The sequence below is a fragment of the Dankookia sp. GCM10030260 genome, from assembly GCF_042666655.1.
GTDB lineage: Bacteria > Pseudomonadota > Alphaproteobacteria > Acetobacterales > Acetobacteraceae > Paracraurococcus.
Genome location: NZ_JBHTDE010000003.1, coordinates 1 through 19,592, shown reverse-complemented (window position 1 = coordinate 19,592; position 19,592 = coordinate 1). Strand labels below are relative to the sequence as shown.

Sequence of the window (19,592 nt, the reverse complement as noted above, 5' to 3'; positions counted from 1 at the left end):
CGGCGAGGCTCGTGTCGTTGATCCTGGGCGGATTTCTTGCGGTGCCGACCGTCGGCTACCTCCGATTGGATCGCTCGCATGGCCCGTGAGCCAAAAGGCGGCCATGCCCCGGCGACAACGCCTCGCAACCGCACGATACGATCCCGGGTCGGCAGAGGGGCCGGTCCGACCAAAAATTGGGTCAAATCGCGCATATGTCAGTATCATTTCGGGTCTTTTAACCCGATTCAAATATTCGTCGCTTTTTTGGAAGAACCCAATCAATGGTTGATTTCACTCGGCAAGACTTGGATTTCGTGTTGAAGCAGATACGGCTTGCCGAGGCCAATGCGGGCGGAACCCCGCTCAGCGACCTGATCGAAGACCCGACGCTGCCCTTCGGCCTGCGTACGGTGACCGGCATCGACAACAACCTCCTGCTCGGCCAGGAAGGCTACGGCTCCTCCGACCTGCTGTTCCGGCGACTGCTGACGCCGAGCTTCGGGGATGCCGGCACGCTCGACCTGGACGGGCCGGGCGGGATGCCGGCGACTGCCACCTCCTATGCCCAGACCAGCGGCCTGGTGGCGGATCCGGAGCCGCGGATCATCAGCAACCTCATCGTCGACCAGAGCGCGACCAACCCGGCCGCCGTCACCGTCTCCGGCCTCACCGGCGGCGGCAGCCTGTCGATCCCGAACGCCGAGCCCGGCGACCCGGACGCCGCGCCCTTCAACACCTGGTTTACTCTGTTCGGCCAGTTCTTCGACCACGGCCTCGACCTGGTCGAGAAGGGCGGCAGCGGCACCATCTTCATCACGCTGCAGCCCGACGACCCGCTCTACGACCCCTACGGCGCCGACGGCATCGCGCACAATGGCGACGAGACCAATTTCATGGTCCTCACCCGCGCAACCAACCAGCCCGGCGCCGACGGCATCCTCGGGACCGCGGACGACGTGCGCGAGCACCTGAACAAGACCACGCCCTTCGTCGACCAGAACCAGACCTATACCTCCCACCCCTCGCATCAGGTTTTCCTGCGCGAATACGTGCTCGACACCGCCGGCCGTCCGGTGACGACCGGCCGGCTGCTCGGCGGCGCCGATGGCGGCTTGGCTACCTGGGGCGGGGTCAAGGCGCAGGCGCGCGAGATCCTCGGCATCGAGCTGACCGATGCTGACGTGCTCGACCTGCCGCTGCTGGCGACCGATGCCTATGGCAATTTCCTCCGTGGCGCGCATGGCTTCCCGCAGATCGTCACGCGAACCGGGCTGCTCGAGGGCAGCGCCGCCGCGCCGATCAGCACCGCCGCGGCGCTCCGCACCGGCCATGCCTTCCTCGAGGACATCGCCCGCAACGCCGACCCGATCGGCCGCACCGCCGATCCGGACGACGTCATCGGCCTGGCCAGCGCGGCCGGGGAAGGTAGCGACGCGGTGACCGGCGGCGGTGTCGTCTCCGGCGCCACGGACGCCGGCAACGGCGTCTACGACAATGAGCTGCTGGACGCCCATTACGTCGCCGGCGATGGCCGCGCCAACGAGAATATCGGCCTGACCGCCGTCCACCACGTCTTTCATTCCGAGCACAACCGCCTGATCGAGCAGGTCAAGCAGACCGTGCTCGCCACCGGCGACGCCGCCTTCATCGCAGAATGGCAGGTCGCACCAGGCGAGTGGAACGGCGAGCGGCTGTTCCAGGCGGCGAAGTTCGGCACCGAGATGCAGTACCAGCACCTCGTCTTCGAAGAGTTCGCCCGCCGCATCCAGCCGAACATCGACGCCTTCGAGGCTTATGACGTGACGATCGACCCGACGATCGTCGCCGAATTCGCTCATGTCGTCTACCGCTTCGGCCATTCGATGCTGACCGAGACGCTGCCGCGCACCGCGGCGGACGGCACCACCGACGAGCTCGGCCTGATCGAGGCCTTCCTCAACCCTGTCGCATACAACGATGGCGGCACGCTCACCCCGGACGAGGCGGCGGCCGCCATCATCCGCGGCACCACCGGCCAGGCCGGCAACGAGATCGACGAATTCGTCACCGGCGCGCTGCGCAACAACCTGCTCGGCCTGCCGCTCGACCTCGCCGCAATCAACATGGCACGGGCGCGGGAAACCGGCGTGCCGGGGCTGAACGAGGCACGCCGGCAATTCCACGACGCCACCGACGGCGATGCCGCGCTGAAGCCCTACGACAACTGGCTGCAGTTCGGCGACAACCTGAAGCACCCGGCTTCCCTAGTGAACTTCATCGCGGCCTACGGCACGCATCCGGATATCCTCGGCGCCGCCACGCTGGCGGCGAAGCGCGCCGCCGCGACCGATATCGTGCTGGGCGGCGAAGGCGGGCCGGCGGACCGCTTGGACTTCCTGCGCGGCACCGGCGCCTGGGCCGGCGGCCCGGCGGCGACCGGCATCGACGACATCGACTTCTGGATCGGTGGCCTGGCGGAAAAGACGCTGGCGACCGGCGGCCTGCTGGGCTCGACATTCAACTTCGTCTTCGAGACCCAGCTGGAATCGCTGCAATCCGGCGACCGCTTCTACTACTTGGCGCGGACCGCCGGGCTGAATTTCTTCGTCCAGCTCGAGGAGAGCTCCTTCGCCGAGCTGGCGATGCGCAGCACGGGCCTCGAGCACCTGCCCTTCAACATCTTCTCCGTCATGGACTATACGATCGAGCTCTCAGACCCCGCCACCTTCCCGGCCGGGCTGGTCGAGACGGCGGCCGACGGCACCGTCACCTTCCTCGGTGACCAGAACGTGGTGCTCGGCGGCACCGATGCCGGCGACCGCATGGCCGGCGGCGGCGGCGACGACGCGCTCTGGGGCGATGGTGGCAGCGATACGCTGTCGGGCGGCGCGGGCGACGACGCCCTGGTCGGCGATGCGGGCGACGACAGCCTGTCGGGCATGGCGGGCGACGATGTCCTGAAGGGCGGCGACGGCGACGACACCATCGACCCGGGCGAGGGCGACGACCTGCTGCTCGGCGGCAAGGGGCGCGACCTGCTGCTGCCGGGCGCCGACGCCAAGGAGGCCTTTGGCGGCCAGGGCAACGATACCATCCTCGCCGGCGACGATGGCTGGGCGATCTTCGGCAACGAGGACAACGACTGGCTGCAGGGTGGCGAGGGCGACGACGAGGTCGTCGGCGACAACAACGATCCCTTCGGCGTCACTCCGATCGCCGGGGACGACGTGCTGGCCGGCGGCGGCGGCGACGACACCATCCGGGGCGAGTATGGCGACGACGTCATCCTCTTTGGCCCAGGCAACGACAGCATGGATGGCGGTCGCGGCTTCGACTGGCTGGCGCATGCCGGCGGGGCGAGCGGCATCGCAGTTGATTTCTGGGCGCTTGACATCGATGCGGTCGAGGGCATTTCCGGCGCCGGCGGCGACGATACCTTGGCCGGCGACTCCTTCGCGGCCGATGGGCTGGCGGATGCCAGCCTGATCGTCGGCCTGTCCGCGCTGCTGGGTGACACCAGCTTCACCGGGGGCAACATCATCCTCGGCGGCGGCGGCAGCGATTTCCTGGAAGGCCGCGGGGGGGACGATTTCCTGCATGGCGATGCCTCTCTGTCGGTGTCGCTGACCGGTGAGGGGACCGCCGGGGGGATCGAGCGGAGCATCCGCATCGCCGAGGCCGGCAGCGGTGCGGGCGCGGACACGCTGTATGGCGGCGCTGGCGCGGATACCCTGGCCGGCGGCGACGGGGCGGATGCCTTCCGCTTCCTGCTGGCTGCCGATGGCGGCGATCTCATCCTAGACTTCACCAGCGGGGAGGACGTGATCGAGATCTCCGCCTGGGGCTTCGCCGTGGACTACGACGGCGACCATGGCCTCGGCGCCCATCGCTTCGTGGCCAATGCGGATGGTGCCGCGGACGCGGTGGCAGGGGCGGGGCAATTCGTCTATCGCACGACGGACGGCACGCTGTGGTTCGATGCGGATGGCAGCGGCGCGGGCGGTACCGTCTTGCTGGCGACGCTGCGCGGCAAGCCGGTACTCACGATCGAGGATTTCAGCGTCTTCGGCTGAAGGCCCGGGAACGTCAGGACAATGGGCCGGTCGCAATTTCAGGCTGACCGGCCTGTGTCTCCCGGCGCTCCGCCGACCCAAATCTCGGGCTGTGCGGGCGGAGCCGGAATAGCCGCTCGGCCGCCCAGTCCCCCTGCCGCCGGTTCGCCTTCCGCCGCAAAGGTGACGTGGATGCGATGCCTGGGCTTCATCTTCCGAACCGCGACGAAGTGCCACCATTCTCCGGCCCTGCGGGCATCTCCCCGGGCCAATGGGCCGGATGCGGCAGGGTCGAGCGAGATTGGCCGCGAACGACTGCCGGTCATCCTCCGGATAGGCAGGCTTTGAGCAAGCCCTGGTGCGCGGACAAGTCCACCAGAAGCGTCGGGCGATGCGGATGCGCTATCCTGCGGGATCGGCAGGGAAGCGTCGCCATTCACATCGGACAGACAAGCATTCCCATCGCGTGTCTGCCGGACCGCCCCGGCAGACGGAACGTCCGGCACGATGCCCGACGGCAGGGCCGTCATGGCGCTGGAATCGGCCATGTCCCAACGACCGGCAGGTCGGGCTTCAGAACCAAAAGAGTGAATGTTGCGGCCTCTTGCAATGTTGGATGGCATGCGGCGCTGTTGGGGCGCGTCACTCCCGCTCATGGCAATGTGTTCAGTGTGGTTCGCGTGACATGACGGCCAGCTGATATGCACATCGCTCCCGATCTTCTCGCACAGATGGAGCCCATGGCGGACCGCAGGATTCCAGAGGGTGCGGGCCCCCCGGCGCCGGCGGCTGATCAGCCCTTCAACCTAGTCCGCTGGTTCGCCCTGCTCGGCCTGCTCTGGGTCTCGGTCAGCGCGATCGGCCTGGCCAGCCTGCTGACCAGCTTCCTTTCCGCCCAGATGCTGCAGCGTGATGCAGAGGTGAGCGCAGACTTCATTCGCAGCGAGGTCATCGTGAAGCCGGCGGCCGAGTATTTCGCCGGCAATGCGTCCTCGGCGGGGACGCAGGAGCTCGAGGCCTTCTTCGGCAGCGTCGCCCGGCTGCCCGATGTCGTACGCGCCAATGTCTATTCTGCTGACGGCACGGTCCTGTGGTCGAGCAATCCGGCGCTGATCGGTCGGAAGTTCCTGGCAAACCGCGAATTGCAGCACGCGCTGGCTGGCGGAATCGCGGTGGCACACGGCGTGATCGCCCAGGAGATCAAACCGGAATATGCCAGCTTCGGCGCCGAGGCACAGGGCAACCGGTACATGGAGGCTTACCTGCCCATCCGGGCGGCAGGCGATGGCCGCGTCATCGGCGTGGTGGAAATCTACCGGTTGCCGCGCTCGCTGTTCCGCACCATCGACCAGGGCGTGCGGATGGTCTGGGCCGCTGCCCTTGCCAGCGCCGGCTTCCTGTACGCCATGCTGTTCTGGATGATCCGCCGCGCCGACCGGCTGCTGCGCAGCCAGCGCGAACAACTGATCGAGGCGGAAACGCTCGCCACCGTCGGTACCTTCGCCTCCGCCGTCGCGCATGGCGTGCGCAATCCGCTGGCCAGCATGCGCAGTTCGGCCGAGTTGGCAGTCGATGAGGAGGATCCCGCCGCCCGGCGCGAGATGCTGGGCGATATCCTGCGGGAAGCCGACCGGCTCGAAGGCTGGGTGCGCGACCTGCTCCTTGGTGCACGGGGAGAGGCGATGGCGCCCAGTTCTGTCGCGGTCAACCCGCTGCTGGACGAAGCTGCGCGCAGCTTCGCCAGCCTCGCGCGGGACCGGGATGTCCGTCTGACCCTGCGGACGCCGCCGGTACCGGCGGTATGCGCCGAGGCCGGACTGCTCGGCCGCGCCATGGACAATATCATCGCCAATGCGATCGAGGCGGTGCCGTGCGGCGGCGAGGTGGTGATCGAGACCGCCGCCGACCGCGACGGATCGATGGTGGAGATCCGCGTGGCCGATACCGGGCCCGGGCTTTCGCCCGACGTGGTCCGGCGGGTGGCGCGGCCCTTCTACTCGACCAAGCCGCAGGGCACTGGGCTCGGCTTGGCGCTGGCGCGGCGCATCGTCGCCAGCTATGCCGGCACGCTGGTGCTGGACAGTACCGAGGGGCGGGGCACCACGGTCACCATCCGGCTGCGGACGGCAACGGAATGAGCTCAGGCGCTATGTCCAAGGCGACGCAGGATGGCGCGATGCCCCAGGGCGCGATCCTGGTGGTCGAGGACGAGGCGGTGCTGGCCCGCAATATCCAGCGCTACCTGCAGCGCGAAGGCTTCGAGGTCCGGATCGCCACCAACGGCCAGGAGGGGCTGCGGCAATTCCAGGAATTCGGCCCGGATGTCGTGCTGCTTGACCTCGGCCTGCCGGATATCGGTGGACTGGAGGTGCTGGCACGCATCCGGGCCCATGACGGTTTAGCGAAGGCGATCATCCTGACCGCGCACGGCAGCACCCAGGTGGCGGTCGATGCCATGAAGGCCGGGGCCTGCGACTATCTTTCGAAGCCGATCGCCCTCGGCGAGCTGAAGCTGGCGGTGGAGCGGGCGGTCGGTCAGGAAAGGCTGGAAGGCGCCCTGTCCTACTACCGCGGCCGCGATGCGCGCGGCAGCGGACTTGACCAGATGCTGGGTGAGGCTCCGGCGACGCTCACGCTCCGGCGCAGCATCACCCGGCTGCTGGAGGCAGAACGGCACCTGGCGCCGGGCGACCTTCCGCCGCCGGTGCTGATCCGCGGCGAGACGGGCAGCGGCAAGGAGCTGGTGGCGCGGGCGCTGCATTTCGACAGCCGCCGCTGCGCCGGCCCATTCATCGAAGTGAACTGCGCCGCGATCCCGGCGCACCTGCTGGAAGGCGAGCTGTTCGGTCATGAGCGCGGCATCGCGGCCGAGGCGCGGGAGCGGCGCTTCGGCCTGGTCGAGGCGGCGCATGGCGGCACCATGTTCCTCGACGAGATCGGCGACCTCGACCTGGCGCTGCAGGTCAAGCTGCTGAGGCTGATCGAGGACCGTACGGTGCGGCGCCTGGGCAGCACGCGCGATCGGCGGGTGGACGTGCGTTTCGTGACCGCGACCCACCGGCCGCTGGAGGCGATGGTGGCGGCCCAGCAGTTCCGTGCCGATCTCTACTACCGCTTGCGTGTCGTCACGCTCGACGTGCCGCCGCTGCGGGACCGCGGCGATGACGTGCTGCTGCTGGCGCGGCATTTTCTCACCTTGCACGGCCGGCGTTATGGCAGGCCGGGGCTTCGGCTTGCGGCCGGAGCACAGGCGCTGATTCGCCGCCATGCCTGGCCCGGCAATGTCCGAGAGTTAAGCAACGCGATCGAGCAGGCCGTCTTGTCCGCGGAGGATGCGCTGGTGGATACCGCGAACTTCGCCTTGGCGCCGGCCGCCGTGCGGCAGCCCATGGCCTCGGCCGAGGGCCTGCTGGAGGACGGAGAGCTGACCCTGACCAAGGCAGAGCGGCTGGTCATTGCCCGGGCGATGGCCCAAGCGGGCGGCAATGTCTCACGCGCGGCGCGCTCTCTCGGCGTCAGTCGCGACACACTGCGCTACCGCCTCAACAAGCTCGGTCCTTCCGAAGCCAGCCGAGATTGATGTTCGGGTGGCGCCGTCCGGGTGTGGCTTCGGGAGTTCGCGTCAGCCCTGGCAGCGGATGCGACCAGATCCGCGCTTTCCCCCCGCCGGGTGGCGGTCGCATCGGCGGGCACGCGCCGAAGGCTCGCGGTAAGCCGGCGCTGGATCCGCCGCTCGGCTTGGCAAGCCTAAGGGCCGCTGAAGCGATCCCGGGCAGTCCGGGGAGGGGCGGAAGCAGTTGCCAGCAATGGACAAGTGCTGACCAGTCGGGCTCACTCCCTCCGTAGATCGCAGCCGTTGGCACACGGTATCAAAGGTAGTGTCCGTGGAGGTGGTGGAAAATCCGGCTTCGGTCAGGGTGTAGAACTGGGGTGGCCATCGGATCTGGCGGCTAGAGTCTGTCAGGCGGTGATTGAAGCATATCCGGCGTTTCGGAGGTAGGCGGCGCACTCCTGTGAGGAGAAGGCGCCGAGCAGGTCGCCAATCCTTCGCCAGATTGCCTCGACGGATTGCGCGTCGGCCTTACGCAGCAAGGTCCTGAGTTTGGCGAAGACCATCTCGATTGGGTTGAGGTCTGGGCTGGGTGCCGACGGCGCGGAGTGCTGCGCGGACAGGCTTGCCTTTCTGGCTGCCAAGGTTGTCGGCGATGACGATGTCGCCGCGCCTCAGCGTTGGTGCCAGGAACTGGCTGACCCAGGCAGTGAAGGAGAGACCGTTAGAGTTTGTCGCGCGAAGCTGAATCGGAAAAGGGATTCCGCAACGCGGGGCTGATGTGATTCAACATTGCTGCTGGGTGGGAGGCCAGCGGCAATGGCTCGACCACTTTCCCTGTACTTGCGCTGGCGCATCGCCGCTGCGCTGACGGAAGGCGCGAGCGTCCGAGAGGCGGCGGCACGCTTCGAGGTTTCGGTGGCCAGTGCGGTGCGGATTGGCCAACTCGCCCGCGCTGGGCAGGGCCTTGCGGCTAAAAAGCGCGATAGCCAACGTCCGCTCAGGCTGCTGAGCGCGGTCGATGCGGTCACCACTCGGCTTGCATCGAAAGTAGACTGGACGGTGCGCGCGGTAGCGTCCGTGGAGGTGGTGGAAAATCCGGTTTCGGCCGGGGTGTAGGGCTGGGGTGGCCATCGGACCTGGCGGCTAGGGTGGAATTGCGAGGCTCCCACCCCTGACCGGCCGAGGACCCGATGACCGAGGAGAGACTGCCACTGGCTGACCTGCTGGCGAAAGCTGGGGATGGTGACTTCCTGCGTAGCGTCGCGGAGGCGGTGCTGCAGATGCTGATGGAGGCCGACGTGGAAGGCCTGATCGGGGCCGGGCGGCACGAGCGCACCGGCGAGCGGCTGAACTACCGCAACGGCTTCCGCGACCGCACGCTCGACACCCGGCTGGGCTCGCTGCAGCTCCGGATCCCGAAGTTGCGGCAGGGCAGCTACTACCCGCCCTTCCTGGAGCCCCGGAAGACTTCGGAGAAGGCCCTGGTGGCGGTGATCCAAGAGGCGTGGATCGGCGGGGTCTCGATCCGGCGGGTGGATGACCTGGTGCAGGCGATGGGCCTGTCCGGCATCTCGAAGTCCACCGTCTCGAAGCTCTGCAAGGACATCGACGAGCGGGTCTCGGCCTTTCTCGACCGGCCGCTCTCCGGCGAGTGGCCGTATCTCTGGCTGGACGCCACCTATCTCCGGCAGCGCGAGGGCGGCCGGATCGTCTCCGTCGCGGCGATAATCGCCGTGGCCTGCGATGCCGAGGGACGGCGCGAGATCGTCGGCCTGCACATCGGCCCCTCCGAAGCCGAGACCTTCTGGTCCAGCTTTCTCAGGAGCCTGGTGAAGCGCGGCCTGAGAGGCGTGAAGCTGGTCGTCTCCGATGCCCACGAAGGGCTCAAGGCGGCGATCGCCCGCGTGCTCGGCGCGACGTGGCAACGGTGCCGGGTCCATTGGATGAGGAATGCCTTGGCCCATGTCGGCAAGGCCCAGCAGTCCATGGCATCCGCCGCGCTGCGTCAGGCGTTCCTGCAGCCCGACCAGGCCAGCGCACGACAGACCTTGCGCCACGTCGCCGACCAGCTCCGCGAACGCTGGCCCAAGCTCGGCACCCTCATGGACGACAGCGAGGACGACGTGCTCGCTTACATGGCGTTCCCAGCGCAGCACAGGACCAAGCTGCACTCGACGAACCCGCTGGAGCGCTTGAACAAGGAGGTGAAGCGCCGCGCCGACGTAGTCGGCATCTTTCCCTCCGAGCCCTCCATCATCCGCCTCATTGGCGCCGTCCTGCTCGAGGCCAATGACGAATGGCAAATGCAGCACCGCTACATGGGCGTCGAGGCCATGGGCGAGATGCTCAACCCAGTGCCCACCAACGAGACCCTGCAACTGCCACCCAGGCCCGCCTGAGCCGTGGCCGCACCAAGCCCAGCAGCAAATTCCACCACGTTGACGGACGCTACCGTGCGCGCCCTGGCCGCCGACCTGCGTGCCGCGGGCATTGCGGTGTCGCACGACACTGTCTGGCGCTTCATGCACCGCAAAGGCCTCAGCTTCAAAAAACACCCTGCTGACCAGCGAGACGGAACGGCCGGACCTGGCGCGCCGGCGGACCCGCTGGCGGACGCATCAGCACCGGCTTGTCCCGCCCGCCTGGTGTTTGTCGATGGTTCAAGGCACTGCCTTGAACGGGGCCAGGACCAACATGACGCGCACCCGCGGCTGGAGCCCGCGCGGCACGCCGCTGCTGGCCAAGGTTCCGCACGGGCACCGGAAGACGCTCACCTTCCTCGCCGGCCTGCGGCACGACCGCATCGTCGCGCCCTGCGTCATCGACGGGCCGATCAACGGCCTCTCCTTCACTGCCTGGGTCAGCCAGTTCCTGGCACCAACGCTGAGGCGCGGCGACATCGTCATCGCCGACAACCTTGGCAGCCAGAAAGGCAAGCCTGTCCGCGCAGCACTCCGCGCCGTCGGCACCAAACTGTTCTTCCTGCCGGCCTACAGCCCAGACCTCAACCCAATCGAGATGGTCTTCGCCAAACTCAGGACCTTGCTGCGTAAGGCCGACGCGCGATCCGTCGAGGCAATCTGGCGAAGGATTGGCGACCTGCTCGGCGCCTTCTCCTCACAGGAGTGCGCCGCCTACCTCCGAAACGCCGGATATGCTTCAATCACCGCCTGGCAGACCCTAGGCCGGGTGCCTCTTGCCGTCATCGGGCGGGGAGCGGCGGCCGGCGTCCGCTCAAACGAAGCCGTACTGCACGACAAGGCCAAGCTTCGGTTTCGGGAGCGGCAACGTCTCAGTCGTCCATCAGCACGTCTAGATCGGCATGCTCTGGCGACATGCGGTTGCTGGCAATCGGCTCGATCTTGGCGCCAGGCCTGTCCACTCGCAGAAAGGCCAGCCGCCGGTTCGTGCGGAGCAGCGCATGGTCCTCAACCGACATCACGACCAGTTCGGATCGGCCATGGTACGTGACCTCGACCGGCACTCGACGAATTTCTGCCCGCACGTGACCGCTGGCTTTCTGCAAGCGGTCACCGGTGACGGTGACCATCATGATCTTTGAAATCTATTTAGATCATGGAAACCCTCTGTCTGGAAATCGAGGGAGACCTCAGACCCTGAGCCGTTGGATTACCTCACTACACAAGCGTTAGATAGACCTGAGCTATCTAGGGAAGCCTCAAACAAAAATTAATCGGCCGCCGATCCTGCCAAATATTCAACTATTTGAAATATGAGCTTCCATCAATTTTAACCAAGACTGCGTAATTTCTCCATTTTCGACAGCCGAAAACAATGGGGCAACCTCAATACGATCCCAAGCGCCGTTCATTACGTAAGGTTCTTCGCTAATCCATTGGTCCAACTGGGCCCTCTCCGGGAAATCGCAGATCACGATCGAACACTTCATAGTCCCATCGTCCGCTATCATACTACCTGCAAAATGAATTAGCTTACGTTTAACGGCATTCGTCATGCGCTTGAAATGGGCGGTCCGCGCTGCGCGACGTCGGGCTGGCGCCTCGTCATCGGTCTTGTCGTAGGCAACGATGGCAAACAATGGCATAATCTTTTTTTCCTTGCTGATGTCGTACTTGGATACTTCGCAGCATTTTTCGTAGGGTCTACGTCCGACGCCGCTACCCCGGAAGAGTGCTACGGCGACCCTTGGCTATTACCCGCGAATTTTACGGCAGATCAGGCAATGGCTTCGGTTGTTGAGCCATGAACTAGTTGCAGGAGCAGCGGAAGCTCCGCAGCCGGCCGGGCCGCGCTGAACAGGAAGCCCTGCGCCTCGACGCATCCCGCCGCATCCAGCCACGCCAGATGCTGCTCGGTTTCCACTCCCTCGGCGGTCGTCTTGATGCCGAGCTTCCGACACAGGTCGAGGACGGCATGCACGATGGCAGCGCTACCTGGGTCGTTGACCAGTTCGCTGATAAACGACTTGTCGATCTTGACCTTCTTGAAGGGAAACTTGCGAAGATAGCTTAGCGAAGAGTAGCCCGTGCCGAAATCGTCCATCGCAATCGTCACGCCAAGCTGCTGCAGGTCATGAAGCGTTGACAGCACGTCTTCGCTCTCCTGTAGCAGGAGTGTCTCAGTAATCTCGAGCTCAAGCCGGTCTGGCGCTAGCCCTGAACGCCGCAGGGCGCCCATCACCAAGCTCATGATGCCATGATCGGCGAACTGCGCCGGGGACAGGTTGACCGCGACCTTGATCTCAGTTGGCCAGTGGGTTGCCTCGGCGCAGGCTCGGGCGAGCACCACCTCGCCAATCTGGCCGATGAGCCCCAGCTCCTCTGCCGCCGTGATGAAGCTGTCGGGCGGGACCAAGCCGCGCACCGGGTGCCGCCAGCGCAGCAGGGCCTCGAAGCTGCAGACTTGTCGCGTCCGGATATCGATCAGAGGCTGGTAGAAAACTTCGAATTCCTGCTGCACAAGTGCACGGCGGAGATCGATCTCCAGTTCGTGCCGGGCCTGCATGCGGGTATTCATCTCCGGCTCGAAGAACCGGTAGGTGCCGCGGCCTTCGGTCTTTGCCCGGTACAGTGCAAGGTCGGCGCTGCGCAGTAGCCGATCAGAATCTGTCCCGTCCTGCGGAGCGATGGCAATGCCAACGCTGGTGCCGATGACGATGCGGTTACCCTCAAGTTCGTAGGGCCGGCTGACTTCGGAGATGACCCGGCGTGCGAGCGCTGTCGCATCGCTCGGCTGGTTGACCGAAGACTGCACGATGGCGAATTCGTCACCGCCGATGCGCGCAATCATATCACCCTTGCGGATGCAGCACATGAGACGGTCTGTGACCGCCTTCAACAATGCATCCCCCACCGGATGGCCGAGGGTGTCGTTCACTTGTTTGAAGCGGTCGAGATCCAGGCAAAATATCGCGCTGGCATTGCCCCGCTTGGCACCAGCCATCGCCACATCCATGCGTTCTCGCAACAGGGTCCGATTCGGCAGGTCAGTCAGGGCGTCATGCCGAGCCATGTGCGCCAGTTGCAACTGTGCATCGTGCTTTGCGGTAACATCCTGCGTCACGCCACTCATGCGGATAGCTTTGCCGTCGGCACCGCGCTCCGCCCGCCCCTGCATGCGCAACCAACGTACACCGCCGCAGGGCTGGATGATGCGGAATTCGATGTCGTAGATGTCGCCGTCAATGCCGTGCAGAGCCTTGTCGATTGCCGAGGTGACCATCGCCATGTCGTCCGGATGCATCGCTTCGGTCGCGGCGCGCGCCGTCGGCAGAGAGCCTTCCACCTTCTGGTACAACGTCTCATAGCCAGGCGAGAGGTGCAGTACGTCGGTCGCCAAGTCCCAGTCCCAAGTACCCATGCCCACGGCGGAGATGGCGCGGATGAAGCGCGCCTCGCTTTCCGCCAGGGCGGCCTGCGCGACGCGGCGGTCATGCACGTCATGAATCGTACCGACCCATTCCAGAGGCGTGCGTTGCTGCGGCTCGTACACTGGCACACCACGGACCCGTACCCAGCGCCAGGCATCGCCCGTCAGGATCCGGAACTCCGCATCGATGGACGCGTCCGCCGCGGCGAGCGCTACCCAGTTCGGTGTGAGCCCCGCCTGATCTTCAGGATGGATAACCGAAAGCCAACGGCCATCGCGTAGCGACTCATCGGGAAGTCCGGTCAAGGTGGCCCAGCCAGGCGCCTCGAGGATGTTTCCATCAGCGCTGGCGTGCCAAGTTACGATCGCGCCCGCCTTGGCGAGGGCGCTGTAACGCCGCTCACTGATCGACAGCTCCCACATTGCCTGCTTTAGCGCAGTTATGTCAGTGCGTATGCCTACCGTTCCGCCATCCGGCGTCGATGTTTCGGTGATGAGTAGCCAGCGCCCATCCGGCAGCAGCCGTTCCATCGGCGGATGGTTGCCGCGATGCCAAGCGACGGTATCTTGGATGAAGCGCTCCAGATCGTCTCCGGCTTGCGGATACTGGCCGTGCCTGGCGCCTTCACGGATGATATGCTCGAAGCTGGCCCCCGGCACGATGAAGGGCGCGCTGACACTGTAAAGATTCTTGTACCGTTCGTTGCAGACCACCAGGCGATCCTCAGCGTCGAACATGACGAATCCGTCCGACATCGAGTCGATGGCGCGTTCGAGCGTTGCGCGGGCGCGTTGGCGTTCGCGCTCCGTGCGTTCGCGCTGCTGCACCACCAACAGCGCTGCCATGGCCAGGGCAACCACTACGACGGAAGCACCAAGCGCCACGGCGAACAGTTGATCGCGGTCGCGTTGCCACTCCGTGACCCCGGCGCCCGCGTCCAGAGTTACGGCGATCGCGATGGTCGGATAAAGTGTCGGGCGCGTTGCGGTGATCAGCGCCGTCGTCGCCGTTAAGCCGCGGGCTGCTTCGTCTGCTTGGCCGGACACCACGCTTTCGGCCGCCTGTGCGCTGATGCGATCCTCATCATGCGGCAGGCCGACCAGTAGGCGACCATTGGTGCGGGTCACCGCGACGTGTAGTCCGGGAATCTCGGCCGCAGGCTTCAGCAGCGTGGCAATGAGCGGGACGGGCACCTCGGCAGCAGCATAGAGCGCGCCAGTGCCGGGCAGCTTCACGGGCCGAGCGAAGAACAGTGCCCATTCCCCGGTCGTCGGGTTCTGCACCGGCCCGACTATGCTCACGGCGCCAGATCGAGGAACCGTGCCAAGATCTGCCTGATCGATCGGCAGCGCGCGGTTCTTCGAGGAAGACCGCGCGCTGGCCCAGGCGATGCCGTCCGGCTGCACTAGCAGCAGATCGCGGAAGTTCAGGTTCTGGAAGTTGATGCTCCGCAGGATGCGCGACACCTCTTCAGCATCGAACCCCTGGTCACGGGATAACTGGCCGATCAGGCCGGGCAGGCTGGCGAGAGTACCGTCAATCTGCAGGAACAACCGGTTGACGGTGCTTTCCACTACGGAGGCGGCGCGCTGCACCAATCTGTCCGCCCCGTCGAGTGCGGTTTGGTGCATTCGGTCTAGCAGCAGCGCGGTACCGACGCCGATGACGAATAGCAGGGATGCCGCGACGAGAAGGATCGCGTGGCGGGGATTACGGCCAGGCATCGGCTAGCGCGCCTTCGCGGCGATGCCGAGTTCTGGCGCCATGCGACGATTCCATTCGTCGGCGCATTCGTTGCCGCATCGCCTTACCCAATTGGGCACGACGACGTCCTTTAGCAACTTGATGCGCCGCGCATCGTCCTGCCAGCTTTCCTCGACGATCGTCATCTGGCCGAGGCGCCCGCTGGTGCAGGTTGGGCGGCCAGCGTTGCAGTCGAAGCCTTCCTGCCGTTCGCTGTCAGCAGCGTCCCAGATCTCGTCCTGCAGCGTCGCAAGCCCGCGACGAAGCTCCGTCTGGCGCTCGGTCGGCAGCGCGTCCCAAGCCGCTTGGTTAGCGACGAAGACGCTGACGCCCCAACTCACGCCGAGGCGTGAAATATGGGTCGATACCTCATGCAGTCCGATGGAGTTTCCGGATCGTGCACCGGTAATCGCGCAATCGACGACGCCAATCCGCATCGCAGGGACGATCTCGGCGAAAGGAATGACCACGGGGATGCCGCCCAGCGCCGTCACCAGTTCCGACTGGCCGACCGATGACGTGCGAATCCGACGGGTAGCCAAGTCGAACAGCCCGCTAAATGGCTTCCGACAGAACACGACCTGTGGCGGATAGGTGTAGGCCGCGAGGAGGACAAGGCCGTAGCGCTCCTGCAGCATGGCTTCGAGTCGAGGGCGCCACAAGGCAACGGTCCGACGCAATGCAGGCATGTCCGGATTTAGTAGCGGCAGGTCGATCGCGTTCAGTTCGGGCTCGTCCGCGGCGGCAAGGCCAAGCAGAACATTACCGAAGGAGACCACACCGAGACGAAGCAGTTGCAGAATCTCCTGGCCGCGGATGCCGCTACGGTCGAAGGGAACGATTTGCGCCTGCACGCGGCCACCCGTGAGCTCCGGAAGGCGCTTGATCCAAAAGGGCGCCTCGTGCCTGTCATATTGCTGGACACCGCCTAGGCCCCCGACAACATCAAGTTGCACGAGAGGGTCCGCATGGCCCGGATGGCAGCCCCCGGCAACGAGCATCAGGCCGGCACAAGCTGAGAGTGCAACGCCCCTCACACAATGAACCAAAACGATTTTTAAACTATTTAGAAAATCAGAATACATCCGTGGGATCCCGATCCTGGCGAGGGCGGGTCAGGATAATCAGCACATGCCATATCATGCAACTCTGGATTTTATTTTTGGGTATAATATATACCACAAGGCGAGCGCTTTGACGGCGATCTACCACAGGTAGATTCCTGCGAGGATGTTTCTGCTCATTGGATGGGGGGGAGTAACAGATGGAATTGCATCAAGGTGCTGGATCCAGCATGGTCGCAGAACGTTCCTATTCGATTCGGCGCCTGATCCCACAGGATGTGGAGGCTTTGGCCATTCTTTGGGCCGAGATGCAGCGCCACTATGGCAAGCCTGTTACGGAAATCGATGCAATGCAGGCGGCAATACAGGCCTGTGACGCGCAGCAACGCGATGGTTTCGAGCCGCGTATCCTGGTGGCAAACGTCTTAGGCAGCGGGCTCGCCGGGGCGATTGTACTCAATGTCAGCTTCCCGGCGAATGAGCTCTCACGCTCGCTCTATATTCGTGACCTTTACGTTGCCGCAGATATGCGCCGCTGCGGTGTCGCTCGCGCCTTGCTGCGGGCTGCGGCAGCACTGACGCTCTGCCAGGGGTTCTCCGCCCTGGATTGGACAGCGGAAGTTGACAATCTGAACGCCCGGAAGCTTTACAGCGGCGAAGGTGCTCGGCAACTGCCAAGAGTGTACTATCGTCTGGACACGATTGGCATGCAGCAAATTGCTGAGTGTGAGAATGTCGACGCGGCTCAATAACATAGAACCCACACGTCAAAATTTCAGTACAAATAAATGAAACTTGCAAATTTTAGTTTTCTATTTGTCGGCTTCTCAAAAAAACTAATAAAGTCTAATTTTATACTTTTATTTTCTGCTGTTTTTTTGTTTGGTGCGTCCTGGCCTGCGGTGAAGATGGCAATCGTTTCTACCGGCGCCACTTCCATTTGGATGACTGCGAGCCGCTCCGGCTTGGCGGCTTTCGCCTTGATGCTCATGGTCATCTCCTTCGGTCATCTGCGCAGGCCGTCTCGCTTAGATCTGCCGGCCCTGATGGCAATCGGCATCCTTCAGTTGACCATCTTTTTCCTGTTCTGCCACTTCGCCGTCCAGTTCGTGCCCGCGGGGCATACGGCCATTTTGTCGAACGCGGCCATCATTTGGGTGGTGCCGCTCGCGGCGATCTCGCGGCACCGGGAGCCTATCGGCCGATGGTTTGCTGCAGCACTGACTCTGGTCGGCGTGGCTATCGTGATTGAACCCTGGTCGATCAGTCCCGCCGATGTCAGCACAGTGTGGGGCTACGCATCTCTCTTGGCCGCGGCGTTTGCCTGGGCCTGCACGATCATCGTGACCAAAGCGTATCCACCAAAGCTACAGGTCATCGAATTGCTCCCGTGGGCCTTTGGACTGTCCGCAGCTCTGCTGGTCATCTTGGCTCTCGTTCTGGAGCCGAGCGGCGGAATCCCGTTGGCGGCCTTGCCACTGGCAGTGTTCAATGGATTCGTGGTCGCCCCGTTTGGGACATGTTGCATCATCGAGCTTTCTAGGCGGTTGACGCCAACGGCCGCCGCGATCTGTTTCATGATCATTCCGGTCGTCGGCATCTTAATTTCAACCCTGATGCTTAACGAGGCGATCAGTCTTGGATTGATAATCGGTGGCGCAATGATTGTTGTTGGGGCAGCATTCACGTCCTTCAGGTGATTGCAAGAATCGCAAGAAGGTAGATGTCGTTTTTTAGTGCCCCTTTGCTAAGGGTTGACGAGGCTGGTTTGACCGGCTGATCCTCGCCCATCGGGCGGCATTCAGGCCATTTCCGCTCGACAAACCGCCATGTGGACATCCGCTGATAGCGTGATGGTTAGGCGCTTCGGCTCCGGCCAAGTCCAGTGGGCGCCCGAGCAGCACGGATACGAGGAACCTGCTGGACGGGCTTTTCCACCTCGTCCGCACCGAGAGGAGTGGCGCAGCGCGCTCGCGCTCAGCCTGCCAATCATGGTGGTCTTTCCCTTCGCACTGATTGCCGGCGTGATGCTGGTCGGGCCGGGGCAGGCTGCCATCCTGAACTATACGATGCCGCTCTGGGCCTCACTGCTGGCGGTGCCGGTGCTCGGCGAGCGGCTCGACCGCCGCACCCCGATGGCACTCGGCCTTGGGCTCGCTGCCGTGCTGCTGGTGCTCGCCGGCACGATAGGGCCCGAGGGCCCGAAGGGCCTTGGCGTCGCGCTGGGCCTGCTGGCGGGCGCCACCTTCGGCGCCGGCACGGTGCTCGACAAGAAGCTGCGCTTCCGCAGCCCCGCGCTGCTGATCACGGCCTGGCAACTGCGGCTGGGAACGCCGCCAGCCTCTTGGTGCTGGTGATGCCCTGCAACGGGGTCGGCAGCAACGCGGTGCTCGCTCAGGCCGCGATTGCCCCCCTTCAACGTAACCGCCCTGGCCGGCGTAATGGGTGCGATCGCTCTGGTAGTCCCGCGGCGCCTTCAACGCTGGAGCCGCGGCAGCAGCCCGACTGAGCGGTGCCCGTGGTACCGGTGAGACGCAAAAGTACTGTCAGGTTGATCCCTTTGCCGTCGATCAAGGCGCGGCGAATGAGCGAAAGCTTGGGTAAAGCGAGCGAAATTTGCGCTTCCAGAATTGACAGACAGGCGATCGGCAGCACAATCGCCTGACGCCACGCAATACTGAATAATTTCAGGCGGTTATGCCTTGTTAGGAAAAACAGCTACTCTCAAGGTCCGGAGAAAACGTGCCCGTCGGAGAGAGATGTCCATCCTCGTTCCGCGTATGCACGATCAAGGTCTGCGCGAAGAACCACAGAAAACAGGCGGCTTACGGCGTTACCCACCGCGAGGGAAAATGGTTGAGTAATACCAAGTCCCGCTGATCAGAACCTGTGAGCCCAGTCACGCAGTCCGATGGACATGGTGGTCCAGGGCTGCTCGACGAGGCGGTTCCAGGCGTGACAGCAGTGGTCGACGATGTCGTCGTAGCAGCGGAAGACGCGGTTCGAGAGCCAGTTGTCCCGCATGAACTGCCAAGTGTTTTCGACCGGGTTGAGGTCAGGGCACTTCGGCGGCAGCGGGACGAGGGTATGTTCGACGGCCGCTCGAGCTTGTCCGACAGGTGCCAGCCGGCCTGGTCGAGCAGCAGCACGGCATGCGCGCCCGGTGCCACGACCGCCGAGATTTCGGCGAGGTGCAGGCTCATCGCGGCGGTGTTGCAGTGGGGCAGGACAAGGCCCGCCACCTTGCCCACCTTGGGGCAGATGGCGCCGAAGATATAGGTCGACGCCGTGCGCTGATCCTGCGGCGCCGTGGGCCTGGTGCCGCGTCGGGTCCAGCGCCGGGTGATCTTGTTCTTCTGCCCTACCCT

13 protein-coding genes and 2 pseudogenes are annotated in these 19,592 nt (G+C 64.6%); 9 read left to right on the top strand and 6 right to left on the bottom strand.

Annotation, left to right across the window (positions count from 1 at the left end; genetic code table 11):
• Window positions 1-299 precede the first annotated feature (299 nt).
• From ACFQS7_RS11760 to ACFQS7_RS11750, 3 genes are all read left to right on the top strand, one after another.
• Entirely contained in the window at window positions 300-4,034 is a 3,735-nt protein-coding gene (locus ACFQS7_RS11760; RefSeq protein ID WP_380067262.1) for a peroxidase family protein, read from the top strand.
• A gap of 719 nt (window positions 4,035-4,753) precedes the next feature.
• Window positions 4,754-6,151 carry a sensor histidine kinase gene (locus ACFQS7_RS11755; RefSeq protein ID WP_380067261.1) on the top strand — a complete coding sequence of 466 codons (1,398 nt, stop codon included), beginning with the start codon at window positions 4,754-4,756 and terminating at the stop codon, window positions 6,149-6,151.
• Window positions 6,152-6,189: 38 nt separating this feature from the next.
• Window positions 6,190-7,593 carry a sigma-54-dependent transcriptional regulator gene (locus tag ACFQS7_RS11750; protein WP_380067260.1) on the top strand — a complete coding sequence of 468 codons (1,404 nt, stop codon included), beginning with the start codon at window positions 6,190-6,192 and terminating at the stop codon, window positions 7,591-7,593.
• 380 nt (window positions 7,594-7,973) lie between these two features.
• Here ACFQS7_RS11750 and ACFQS7_RS11745 read toward each other — a convergent pair.
• Window positions 7,974-8,289: pseudogene (locus tag ACFQS7_RS11745) on the bottom strand (IS630 family transposase); the annotation flags it as partial.
• A 117-nt stretch (window positions 8,290-8,406) separates the two neighbouring features.
• Between ACFQS7_RS11745 and ACFQS7_RS11740 the strand changes: the two are divergent.
• The 3 genes from ACFQS7_RS11740 to ACFQS7_RS11730 all read left to right on the top strand — a co-directional run bounded on the left by ACFQS7_RS11740 (window position 8,407) and on the right by ACFQS7_RS11730 (window position 11,037).
• Entirely contained in the window at window positions 8,407-8,682 is a 276-nt protein-coding gene (locus tag ACFQS7_RS11740) for a hypothetical protein (protein ID WP_380067259.1), read from the top strand.
• A gap of 74 nt (window positions 8,683-8,756) precedes the next feature.
• On the top strand, window positions 8,757-9,965 hold the full coding sequence (locus ACFQS7_RS11735) for an IS256 family transposase (RefSeq protein ID WP_380067258.1): 1,209 nt from the start codon (window positions 8,757-8,759) through the stop codon (window positions 9,963-9,965).
• Window positions 9,966-10,260: 295 nt separating this feature from the next.
• On the top strand, window positions 10,261-11,037 hold the full coding sequence (locus ACFQS7_RS11730) for an IS630 family transposase (RefSeq protein ID WP_380067257.1): 777 nt from the start codon (window positions 10,261-10,263) through the stop codon (window positions 11,035-11,037).
• A gap of 247 nt (window positions 11,038-11,284) precedes the next feature.
• Here ACFQS7_RS11730 and ACFQS7_RS11725 read toward each other — a convergent pair whose 3' ends face one another.
• The 3 genes from ACFQS7_RS11725 to ACFQS7_RS11715 all read right to left on the bottom strand — a co-directional run bounded on the left by ACFQS7_RS11725 (window position 11,285) and on the right by ACFQS7_RS11715 (window position 16,161).
• Window positions 11,285-11,632, bottom strand: coding sequence for a YciI family protein (locus ACFQS7_RS11725; RefSeq protein ID WP_380067256.1), 348 nt, complete (start codon window positions 11,630-11,632; stop codon window positions 11,285-11,287).
• Between the two features lie 131 nt (window positions 11,633-11,763).
• Entirely contained in the window at window positions 11,764-15,141 is a 3,378-nt protein-coding gene (locus ACFQS7_RS11720) for an EAL domain-containing protein (RefSeq protein WP_380067255.1), read from the bottom strand.
• A 3-nt stretch (window positions 15,142-15,144) separates the two neighbouring features.
• Window positions 15,145-16,161 carry a TRAP transporter substrate-binding protein gene (locus tag ACFQS7_RS11715; RefSeq protein ID WP_380067254.1) on the bottom strand — a complete coding sequence of 339 codons (1,017 nt, stop codon included), beginning with the start codon at window positions 16,159-16,161 and terminating at the stop codon, window positions 15,145-15,147.
• A 263-nt stretch (window positions 16,162-16,424) separates the two neighbouring features.
• On the opposite strand from ACFQS7_RS11715, the gene ACFQS7_RS11710 reads away from it, so the two are divergent.
• Window positions 16,425-16,976, top strand: coding sequence for a GNAT family N-acetyltransferase (locus ACFQS7_RS11710; protein ID WP_380067253.1), 552 nt, complete (start codon window positions 16,425-16,427; stop codon window positions 16,974-16,976).
• Window positions 16,977-16,999: 23 nt separating this feature from the next.
• Here ACFQS7_RS11710 and ACFQS7_RS11705 read toward each other — a convergent pair whose 3' ends face one another.
• Entirely contained in the window at window positions 17,000-17,215 is a 216-nt protein-coding gene (locus ACFQS7_RS11705) for a hypothetical protein (protein ID WP_380068028.1), read from the bottom strand.
• On the opposite strand from ACFQS7_RS11705, the gene ACFQS7_RS11700 reads away from it, so the two are divergent.
• Window positions 17,133-17,924: a DMT family transporter gene (locus tag ACFQS7_RS11700; RefSeq protein ID WP_380068009.1), complete on the top strand. Its 792-nt coding sequence runs from the start codon at window positions 17,133-17,135 to the stop codon at window positions 17,922-17,924. The two genes, ACFQS7_RS11705 and ACFQS7_RS11700, sit on opposite strands and share 83 nt — an antisense overlap.
• Before the next feature lie 129 nt (window positions 17,925-18,053).
• Window positions 18,054-18,581 carry a DMT family transporter gene (locus ACFQS7_RS11695; protein ID WP_380067252.1) on the top strand — a complete coding sequence of 176 codons (528 nt, stop codon included), beginning with the start codon at window positions 18,054-18,056 and terminating at the stop codon, window positions 18,579-18,581.
• A gap of 523 nt (window positions 18,582-19,104) precedes the next feature.
• Here the strand turns inward: ACFQS7_RS11695 and ACFQS7_RS11690 are convergent.
• Window positions 19,105-19,592 (bottom strand): annotated as a pseudogene (locus ACFQS7_RS11690) (IS630 family transposase); the annotation flags it as partial.

Coding starts and splice junctions, on each gene's coding strand:
- ACFQS7_RS11755 (WP_380067261.1), top strand. CDS start 4,754: ATGGCGGACCGCAGGATTCCAGAGGGTGCGGGCCCCCCGGCGCCGGCG.
- ACFQS7_RS11750 (WP_380067260.1), top strand. CDS start 6,190: ATGCCCCAGGGCGCGATCCTGGTGGTCGAGGACGAGGCGGTGCTGGCC.
- ACFQS7_RS11735 (WP_380067258.1), top strand. CDS start 8,757: ATGACCGAGGAGAGACTGCCACTGGCTGACCTGCTGGCGAAAGCTGGG.
- ACFQS7_RS11730 (WP_380067257.1), top strand. CDS start 10,261: ATGACGCGCACCCGCGGCTGGAGCCCGCGCGGCACGCCGCTGCTGGCC.
- ACFQS7_RS11725 (WP_380067256.1), bottom strand. CDS start 11,632: ATGCCATTGTTTGCCATCGTTGCCTACGACAAGACCGATGACGAGGCG.
- ACFQS7_RS11720 (WP_380067255.1), bottom strand. CDS start 15,141: ATGCCTGGCCGTAATCCCCGCCACGCGATCCTTCTCGTCGCGGCATCC.
- ACFQS7_RS11715 (WP_380067254.1), bottom strand. CDS start 16,161: ATGCTCGTTGCCGGGGGCTGCCATCCGGGCCATGCGGACCCTCTCGTG.
- ACFQS7_RS11710 (WP_380067253.1), top strand. CDS start 16,425: ATGGAATTGCATCAAGGTGCTGGATCCAGCATGGTCGCAGAACGTTCC.
- ACFQS7_RS11700 (WP_380068009.1), top strand. CDS start 17,133: ATGGCAATCGTTTCTACCGGCGCCACTTCCATTTGGATGACTGCGAGC.
- ACFQS7_RS11705 (WP_380068028.1), bottom strand. CDS start 17,215: ATGAGCATCAAGGCGAAAGCCGCCAAGCCGGAGCGGCTCGCAGTCATC.
- ACFQS7_RS11695 (WP_380067252.1), top strand. CDS start 18,054: ATGTGGACATCCGCTGATAGCGTGATGGTTAGGCGCTTCGGCTCCGGC.